Consider the following 9,107-nt stretch of genomic DNA (forward strand, 5'->3'; position numbering starts at 1 on the left):
AGAGGTGTAATGAAAAAAGTACTATACAGAATCATCGTAAACAATCTTGTTCCGGATAGTATTGGGGCCTTTTCTCAAATTCTGGAAAAGGAATTTAATTACACCTCAGAAAGTGCAGATAATTTTGTCGGATCGCTGCCGCGCATACTTTATGAGAGCCATAACGGCAGCAAATTAAAAAAAGTCTTAAACCTTTTAAAACCGACCAATGCCGGCTTGACTGTTCATAAACTGGTTAAAGAGGATAAATTTCCTTTTTATATTGACCGGTCAACGCATCGGTTAATTTTAAAAATTTTGAATATGACATTAAGGGCCGGAACAGATGCTGCGTTTGTTTATATGGTTGCCGGGCATGAAAATGAGTCCGGCCTGTGCGGGTCATTCATCACCAAAAAGGAAGAAATTAGAGATGCGTTTCGTCTCAGCGATTTTATTTTTATTATTGATGAACGGTCCTTGTTGTTTTTAGGATTTGCCACTGATAATGACGGGCTGAACTATTTAATTCCAAAATTAGAAAAAACGGTACAGGGCATTATGGGAAAAGATGCCGAAATTCAATTTGGTAAAGCTGTTTTTCCCAAAGACGGATATTCGTTGCCTGACATTATGCGCTACCTGAAAAAAAATTTTGGAATGCATGAAAAACAGGTAAAAAAAATAAATGTATCAAACCCTGGACCGGTGCGTGATGAAAACAATATCCTGTCGGCACGGATGGATGCGCCTGCGCTTGAATCCTTTGAGCAGGATGTGTTTTTTAAAGATGCAAAAGGGGTGTTTTTTTATAAACTGTTAGACCTGTCTCCCGAAACGGTGTGGTCCGGTGTAAAAAACATGACAATCAATGACCGGATGCGGTTTATTTTAAGGCTTCCCCATGACTCTAAACTGGTTGATTATCTGTTAGGGAAAATTAAAAACCAGGCAGCCGCCGGGGATCTGGAGACTGCCCGGGAAGAGATTGGCCGCCTTGCTGCAGGGATGCACTTTGAAAAGGGCGTGATCAAAAGGCATCGGAACAGGAACTCCGTTATAGCGATGATTAACCGCATAGAGTCGCTGCCGGTTATTCCTGCGGTTGCCATGCAGGTGTATCAATTGTCAATTGATCCGGAGTCTGAAATTGAAGATGTTGAAAAACTGATTTGCACGGACCCGGGACTTGCCGTAAAGGTGTTGAAACTTGTGAATTCTTCTTTTTACGGGCTGGGCCGGAAAGTTGATTCCATAAGGGAGGGGGTTGTTATCCTTGGAATGGCGGAAATTGCACAATTGGCATTTGGCCTGAGCCTGGCCGATTCTTTTTCCGAGGTCGGTATAAAGGGGATGATAGACCCTGCCTCCCTTCGACGGCATGCCTTGGAGGTCGCCCTCACAGGCCGTTTTTTGTCTGAAGGTCTCAAGGATGGCGAATTCAAAGTGGCATTCACGGCCTGTATGCTGCATGATATCGGCAAGCTGTTTTTGATCCAGAAATATCCGGAATTATATAAACGTGTGATGTTGCTGACCGGGGAAATGCAAATACCCGTATATGCGGCAGAAGAAGAAATCTTTGGATTAAACCACGGCGTTGTCGGGGGCATCATTGCTAAAAAGTGGAATCTGCCGGACTCTCTGGTGCAGGCCATATCGTTTCATCATTGCCCGCCGGAGGCCTTGGAATACCAGGAACTTGCTGCGATCGTGGGATTTGCAGACTGTCTGAACCATATGATCACCGCAGATAATACCCCTGAGGCAGTGGGAAATATGGCGGTGAATCTAATGAATAGAGGTCTTATTGATGTCCTTCAGACCATTTGGGGAAACATTTCAGAAGAGATGATTGCCGATAAAAAAGTTCAGGTGAATAAATTTCTGCAGGAAAACGTAAAAATGATCGGTTTAATATCAGATGGGTAGACATACAAATAAAGAAAGCGGCCTGGAAGGCAAGCAGCTTGAGCTGGTGAAGCATAACTATCTTGATATTCTTGCCAAATACGAACACAGGATAAATGAACTGTCAATTTTAAAAGAATTGATCGAATCCGTGAATTCCTTGTCTCTGGCAGACCAGGAGTCGATCTGGGACAAACAGCTGGAAAGTCTTATCCGGTATAAGAGTTTGTCAGGTGCGGTACTATACCGTATTGAGAACAGACAGGCGCAAAAAGAAAACTTTTATGCCCTGAGCTTTGACCGTACCACCGATTATGCGGACGTCCTGCGCGCGACATTGGTGCTTGAAACAACTGTTAATGGAAAAGAACCGTTTCTAATTAATGATCTGGGCAGGCACGGTGAACTGAATATAATCGAAGGCTCAATGTTGGCGCTGCCGCTGGTATCAGGAGATGAAAGCATTGGCGCATTAATTTTGTTCAGAAACCATATTAACGGCTTTCCAGAAAATGATATCCGTTTTTTTTCAATTGTTCGTGACCACTTAATAAATACCATTGCATTTCAGCGGTTTTATTTTGAAAAAATAGAAGAAGAAAGACATATCAGTCAATTATCCAGGTTTTTTTCAAAGGATGTTGTGAAAAAAATTCTGGAGAGAAGTATGCCCAAGTTAGGCGGAGAGCGTAAAGAGGCATGCGTCTTATTTGCAGATCTCCAGGGGTTTACAGCGTTGTCTGAGAAAATTGCACCAGAGCAGGTGGTGGACGTACTCAATGCGTTTTTCAGTTTTATGATTCCCATTGTATTTCAAAATAAGGGGACACTGGACAAGCTTATCGGGGACTGTATTATGGCCGTATTCGGCGCGCCCATTGATGATAGAAACGCCTGTTATCATGCGGTGAAAACCGCTCTGGAAATGTTCGTTGTCTTTAATCGGTTCAAGGATAAAAAAGGCGGCGTATATCAGCACTTAAAGATGACGGTGGGTATCAATTCCGGTGAAATGGTTGTGGGGTTCTTAGGCGATCAGACCCACCTGAACTATACGGTGATCGGTGATACGGTGAATGCTGCGCAAAGGCTTCAGTCAATGGCGGGCAGCAATGAAATTTTTATTTCCGCGCGTGTGTTGGATATGATTCACAAGGACCTCAGTACCATGGAAAATGTTAAGTCCGTTCATGATTTGGGGACCATGACCTTGAAAGGGAAAAGCCGGCAATTGAAGGTCTATAGAATTATCCCGGAAATATGTTGAGACTCGATCATCAAGTGAGAATTAGATCATCCCCAGGTCAATGGCCTTGATCACCTGTTTGGCTTCGTTAAAACCGTGGTCCTTGTCAAGGGCTGCCTGGAAATAGGTTTTGGCTTTGGTGGTATTTTTGGCGTCCAGATAAAGGCGGCCTATGTTGTAATAGATATAGGGTTCATCCGGGTGAACTTTCAGCGCTTTTTTGTACTGTTTCATGGCTTCTTTTATGTCACCCTTTTTCCGGTAAAGTACCCCTAGGGTATTGAACACGTTGAGCGAATCAGTCCCGGAAGCCAAGAGTTCATTGAGCATATCCTCGGCTTTTCCCAATTTATCGGTATCCATATAGATTTCTACAGCGATCCGGGTACACTCTTCAACCTTTTCAGCGGCACCCATGGCCCGGTATACCACGGCCATGGCTTTGTATGCCTTGACGAAAAGTCGGTCCAGGCGCGTTGCCTTTGAAAAGGCCTCTATGGCTTCGTAATGTTTGTTTTGAGCCGTTTTAATGTAGCCGATATTGTAATAGAATTCCGGGTTTTCTTTCTCGATGACCAAGGTCTCAAATACGCCCAACGCCTTTTTGTATTCTTTTTTTTCAATGAGTTCGAGGCCTTTTTTTACATTTAGCTCAACCTGGTGAATCACAGGGTCTTTAAGCTTTCCTAAGGCCGTGGCCAACCTCATTTTCAAGGCTTTGGGATTGTAGGGAATGACAAAAAGCCCGCTGACGCCTGCCTGACCCGCTTTGATGACTTTGATTTTAGTAAATGCGCTGTCTGTTAAAAAAACAGGCAGATCCGCGAACCGTTCTTCTTTTTTTAAAAATTTCAACAGCGCCAGTCCGGATATATCGCTTATATTATAGGCGGCAATAACACATCCGACATCAGTCGTTTTTAATACCGCCCATCCGCTGTTTGCACTGTCGGCCGTTATGATATGGGTGTAACCGATTTTTTTCAGGGCTGTTGAAAGTTTGTCCTGCTCCAACGTATTTGGGATGATGGTGAGAATTGAGGGATATGGCATATTTATTCCTATAATTTGTCCAGTATTGGACGATTCCTTTCAGGTGTTCCCGGTTGATGCATCGAAAAACGGTCCGCCAGAAACTGTTTGATTTTGTATACGGCATTTGCATCCCGGGTATCTGCCATCTGAAAAAAAAACAGGCGGATACCTTCTCCGGTATACTGATTAATTTTATCGGCTATTTTTCTATACCTATCATTCAGAAGCCGGTCGGTGTCAAGCCTCAATTGATCCAGAAACAGTTCTCCCCAGGAATTGAGGGCCAACAGTTCAACGTGTGTTACGCCGCAGGATGAATCCTGATAAATCAGCAGGATCAATATTTTGGTCCACTGGGCATTGTGTTCAAAGCAGCTGTCAAAAAGCGGTTTAAGCGGCTGCATGACCAGGTAGAGCGCATCTATGGATACTGCTTGATCCCTGCTTTCATAAAGTTTAAGCCTGGTTTTCAGTCTGATATGGGTTTTATTCCTCCGATAAAGCCGGTTTTCCATGATCCATCCCATCAGACCCAGGAACGCCGTGGATTTATGAACAACACTTTCATGGACCGTCTTTGAAAGCGCGGCACTTAATATCCATGTTCCCATTGAATTTTTTGTTATCAAAAGAAATGGCAGAACGCGTCGAGCCAAAAAATTTGAACTTGCCGGAATTTTTCCCGATTCCCTGTCCAGGTTTGCTTTGACTTTGTTGTTTAGAATCTTCATATTTCTTTGTTCCATCGGCGGCAGGTCTTTCTCAAGGGCTTTTCCTGTGATGTTGATCTGTTCGTACATCCCGGCCAGGCGTTGGATTAAGGTTGTGTCAAGGAGCTGTTTTCCCTTTTCAGGCCAGTTTGGATACGATATCAGCTTTTTGAGATGGGATGGAAGAATGTTCCAAGTTCGAATATATTTGTCTATTAATTGTCTTTTAGGTGATCCCGGTTCCGGTAACCTGACTTCAGGGTAACTGCAAAGCCTTAAAAATATAGCCGTTTTTATTAGTTTTAGTCCATCATGGGCATATGCCTGGTGGTAATGCAGCACCCGATCAAACACAATTTTGTATGGATCACTTTCGCAGTCGTCAATGCCGGCTTTTGCAAATTTCTGCTTGAGTTCGTCGCACAGGAGCATGGAACTGTTTTTGTCGTCTGTTGTGTGGGAAAGGATCATGGTGGCCTTAAGCAGGGCTTTGACGGGATCTTCTTTTGATTTACAGATATGCCAGCGGATGCCCTGGTAAATGTCTTTGGCCGACGGCATTTCCACCTTTCCAAGATCAATAAAATCTTTTAATAAAAAAGTCAGTTCCGGTTGCCGGAACAGGTTGTCAACCAGGCGGTCGTATGTACCCTGCTGTATATTTGCCGGCAAAATGGTCCACAGCGGGATCTTGCCGGCAATCATTAAAAACGTCCGGTAAAATTCTTCTTTAAGGAACAACTTGGGGGCAATCATTGTTTCAGGCCTTTCAAATCCCGCATAGCAGTCTTTCCGGATATCGGCCTGATCCATGATAAAAAAGGTCACTTCCTGATCAAAGGTTTCCCTGGAGAATTTAACGATGTGGTTGAGTTTCTTTTCAAGGTTGTAATATCGTTTTTCCGTAAAGCAGGTTCTGTCAATGATGACCCAGTAATCAAAATCCGACTGGGCCGACTGGGTAAAGGTGCCTAAAGAACCGATGTGGTAAAACCCAAGTATGCAGGGATTTTTGATCTCTGTCTCAGTATCAAGAATATCCCGGGGGATCTCTTTATTATTCAGCACCACTTTATAAAATCCTGAATTCTTAAAATTATAGATACCGCAGGCCTCAGGCGGTTCAGGCACATACCCCGGGAATTGCGGATGATTAATGTGGATGAGGAAAGGAATTTTGATAAAAAGTTCAAGTTTCGGGCCTGAAAGGTAACGTAAGGCCTCACGCATTCTTACCACATTGTAGTTGGAAAAGGCCGCTTTCATCCCAAGAAGTTTGGCAGCCAGGGTTTTTTCTATAGATGCTGACGCGTTGTGCATGGCCTGTTCCGGTTTTGTCAGAGGGTTAAATGATTTGAAAAGATACCACAAAATGTCTAAAATTAAGTGATATTATAAAAATGATTGTTTATGATTTTCAAGTTAATTTTTAAGGGTCATGATGACCCTGACATGGAGTATGAATGGGCAACAGGGATTCCTCCCATACCGGTATTGATCTGGACCTTATCTGCATCGAAGACTTAATCAAAAAAGATGAAGGCGTTTCGGAAAAATTTCAGGGCAGTATGCGTTCGGACCCAAGGGATTTTCGGGTCTACTTAAGTAGTATTCTAAAAAGAATGCAGGGCAGGGAGGCGCTTTTAACTTTTTCCCAACAGATCAACAACGTTAATCAAATACTGAATATGAATTATTCTTCTGCAGGGGATATTGCCCGGGTCATTCTTAATGACCTGAGTTTGACCACACAGGTGCTGAAACTTGTGAACTCTTCATTTTACCGGCACTTTTCAAACAAAGGTATTTCAACCATCTCCGAGGCCATGATTATATTGGGTACTGATGAAATCCGGGATCTGGCTGCCGGACTTAAGATTTTTGAAATGATGAAGTCAAGGGCAAATTCTCAGCTTTTGAAGGATAAAATGCTTAAAAGCCTCCATCGGAGTGCTGTTGCCAGGCAGATTGAAAGAGAAAGGGGCGGCCCGGCTTCAGATGCCTTTTCCATTTCAGCTATGTTGTATGAGCTGGGAGAATACCTGGTGGCGCTTCTGGACCCGGATACTTACATCAAGGTGGAGGTCGCCTTGGAAGAAGGCGGGCTATCAAGGGAAACTGCGGCTAAAATGATTTTAGGCTTAACCTATTTTGAACTCGGACAGATGGTTGCTTTGAAGTTTAACTTCCCCCGCAACATTGTCCAGGCCATGCGGCCGGTGAAATTTACTGCTGGGCAGAGCCTCAAAATTTCCCCGAAAGAAGAGAGCAGATATCTATGTGCCTTTGTCTATGAATTATGTAATATCCCTGCCCCGGAAAATGAAGACATCTCCCTTGATGCCGCAGGTAAACTTGTGGATAAGTACCATGGTCTTTTGGATTTTGATGCCCGTCATGTGCTGGCATTGACTTGTACGGCCTTGGATCGGGTGACCAGATACGCCGACACGCTAGGTATTAAACCTGTGTTAACCACATCTGTGGAAAATAATCTGGAGATAAAAAACAAAGGCGATCTGGATTTGGGTATCAGTCGTGTGGAAGCGGCGTTAAATGAGGGGCTGAGTATCCATGAAATTTTTACCCGGTTAATCGACACCATGGCCCAGTGCTTTTATTTTAACCGGATCATCATCAGTATCAGAAAAAAAGAGACCAACGCCATGGTCCCCCGTTTTGTCCGGGGGGCAAAACGACCGGATAAATTTGCGAAAGCCATGGGATTCAGAATTGAACCGGCATCGGGCATTTTCAACAATGCCATTGACTGGGAAATCGATATCATTGTTAAAGATACAAAAAAAGAGTTTTCCCGGCAGCAAATTCCTTCCTGGTACATGGAAAAGATAGCCCGTCCATTTCTGGTAAAGGGGTTCGGTATTTTTCCGGTATTTGTGGATGACAAAATTGTGTCTATGATTTACGTGGATTGGGATAAAAAGACATCAGAGCCGGACCAAAACACACTGGCCTATATTCAAAGGTTCAGGGCATTGATGATTAAAGCGCTTACCCTTCACGCCGGAAAAGCTTTTCCGATCAGGACATTGATCTGAATTAACCTGATTACCGGCACGCTAAGTTCTTCCTCAACCCTACGGACATATTCGGCCTTTTATTTGCGTTTAATTTATACTATATCATGCGCCATGAATATGAATTGTGAAAAACCGGTTTTCTATTCCGTGGGGCGGGCCGTATCCGATCCCGTGCGTCGAGCGGAATTAAAAATCAAGCGCTCTGTCTTTGTCTGCCGGCTCAGCTATGCGCATACCATTGAAGGGGCAAAGGAATTTATCTCCAACGTCTCTAAGGAACACAAAACCGCCACCCATAACTGCTGGGCTTATGTGGTGGGCGATTGCGGACAGATCAGTCATTGCTCAGATGCGGGTGAACCGCCGGGTACGGCCGGAAAGCCCATGCTCAACACGCTTTTATCCCATCATATGACCTGTACGGCAGCGGTTGTTACCCGGTATTTCGGCGGGGTGAAGCTCGGGGTTCGAGGGCTGATTGAAGCCTACGCACTGGCTGTGAGCGAAGCCATTGAGCAGGCCCCCCTTGTCCGGCTGGTGAAGACGCAATCTTTCCAAGTTTGCCTGGATTACAGCCTGAACGATTCATTTTTAAATCGAATCAGCACCTTGAAGACCACAATTTCCGGAACGGATTATAAAGAGAGGGTCACCCATGACCTGGGTGTGGAGTTGTCCGACCTTTCGGCCCTGGAATCAATACTCATCCAATACCAGCGCCAGGGGCTTCTGGATTATTATATAACCACGGAAGACACGGAAGACACGGAAAGCACTGAAAATTAGAGCGCAAAGCGCTCAATGTGTACTTTGGGATGAGTACCTAAAAAAGACAGCACCACAAATGACATAGGTCTCTTCTTTAAAAATCAAATTCATTTCCGTGTTCTTCAGTGTTTTCAGTGGTTCAGTTAAAAAGTATTGACACCAAGCGAAAATTCAGTATTTTTTAATATAAATTAAGAATACTGAATTTGGTGAATAAGTCAACTACCCCTCGGCTGAAGACCGAGGGGCTTGAAAAGGCCCCAAAGTTGACCAGTCTAAGTGCTTCGAGCACTACGTTAGATCGGAAATAGGTACCCTGGGGTACTCGCCAGCTCCAGGTTCTACAGTAAGTGGTTAAACAGGTTTAAGGGGTTAAGCCGGTGCTGCTTGCGCCAAACCCGGTCATAACATTGACGA

Annotated in this window: 6 protein-coding genes; 4 read left to right on the forward strand and 2 right to left on the reverse strand. The window is 44.2% G+C overall.

All coding sequences use genetic code 11. From position 1 onward, the window contains the following. Window positions 1–9 precede the first annotated feature (9 nt). Both HXW94_RS13345 and HXW94_RS13350 read left to right on the forward strand, forming a co-directional pair. Window positions 10–1,911, forward strand: a complete 1,902-nt coding sequence (locus tag HXW94_RS13345) for an HDOD domain-containing protein (protein WP_178367400.1) — start codon at window positions 10–12, stop codon at window positions 1,909–1,911. Further along, the gene (locus HXW94_RS13350; protein WP_178367401.1) at window positions 1,904–3,157 is read left to right on the forward strand and encodes an adenylate/guanylate cyclase domain-containing protein; all 1,254 of its coding nucleotides are present in this window, start codon (window positions 1,904–1,906) and stop codon (window positions 3,155–3,157) included. The genes HXW94_RS13345 and HXW94_RS13350 overlap by 8 nt, the downstream gene beginning before the upstream one ends. A 21-nt stretch (window positions 3,158–3,178) precedes the next feature. On the opposite strand, the gene HXW94_RS13355 is transcribed toward HXW94_RS13350, so the two are convergent. After that, a complete protein-coding gene (locus HXW94_RS13355) occupies window positions 3,179–4,189 on the reverse strand; it encodes a tetratricopeptide repeat protein (RefSeq protein ID WP_178367402.1) in 1,011 nt (336 codons plus the stop codon). An 8-nt stretch (window positions 4,190–4,197) separates the two neighbouring features. Further along, on the reverse strand, window positions 4,198–6,201 hold the full coding sequence (locus HXW94_RS13360) for a class I adenylate cyclase (protein WP_178367403.1): 2,004 nt from the start codon (window positions 6,199–6,201) through the stop codon (window positions 4,198–4,200). 143 nt (window positions 6,202–6,344) lie between these two features. On the opposite strand from HXW94_RS13360, the gene HXW94_RS13365 reads away from it, so the two are divergent. Then, window positions 6,345–7,940 (forward strand): HDOD domain-containing protein, encoded by a 1,596-nt coding sequence (locus HXW94_RS13365; RefSeq protein ID WP_178367404.1) that lies wholly within the window; start codon window positions 6,345–6,347, stop codon window positions 7,938–7,940. Between the two features lie 99 nt (window positions 7,941–8,039). Further along, the gene (locus HXW94_RS13370) at window positions 8,040–8,708 is read left to right on the forward strand and encodes an IMPACT family protein (RefSeq protein WP_246294015.1); all 669 of its coding nucleotides are present in this window, start codon (window positions 8,040–8,042) and stop codon (window positions 8,706–8,708) included. Window positions 8,709–9,107: the final 399 nt, after the last annotated feature.

It is taken from the genome of Desulfobacter latus, assembly GCF_013389365.1.
Classification (GTDB): domain Bacteria; phylum Desulfobacterota; class Desulfobacteria; order Desulfobacterales; family Desulfobacteraceae; genus Desulfobacter; species Desulfobacter latus.

Coding starts and splice junctions, on each gene's coding strand:
- HXW94_RS13370 (WP_246294015.1), top strand. CDS start 8,040: ATGAATTGTGAAAAACCGGTTTTCTATTCCGTGGGGCGGGCCGTATCC.
- HXW94_RS13360 (WP_178367403.1), bottom strand. CDS start 6,201: ATGCACAACGCGTCAGCATCTATAGAAAAAACCCTGGCTGCCAAACTT.
- HXW94_RS13365 (WP_178367404.1), top strand. CDS start 6,345: ATGGGCAACAGGGATTCCTCCCATACCGGTATTGATCTGGACCTTATC.
- HXW94_RS13355 (WP_178367402.1), bottom strand. CDS start 4,189: ATGCCATATCCCTCAATTCTCACCATCATCCCAAATACGTTGGAGCAG.
- HXW94_RS13345 (WP_178367400.1), top strand. CDS start 10: ATGAAAAAAGTACTATACAGAATCATCGTAAACAATCTTGTTCCGGAT.
- HXW94_RS13350 (WP_178367401.1), top strand. CDS start 1,904: ATGGGTAGACATACAAATAAAGAAAGCGGCCTGGAAGGCAAGCAGCTT.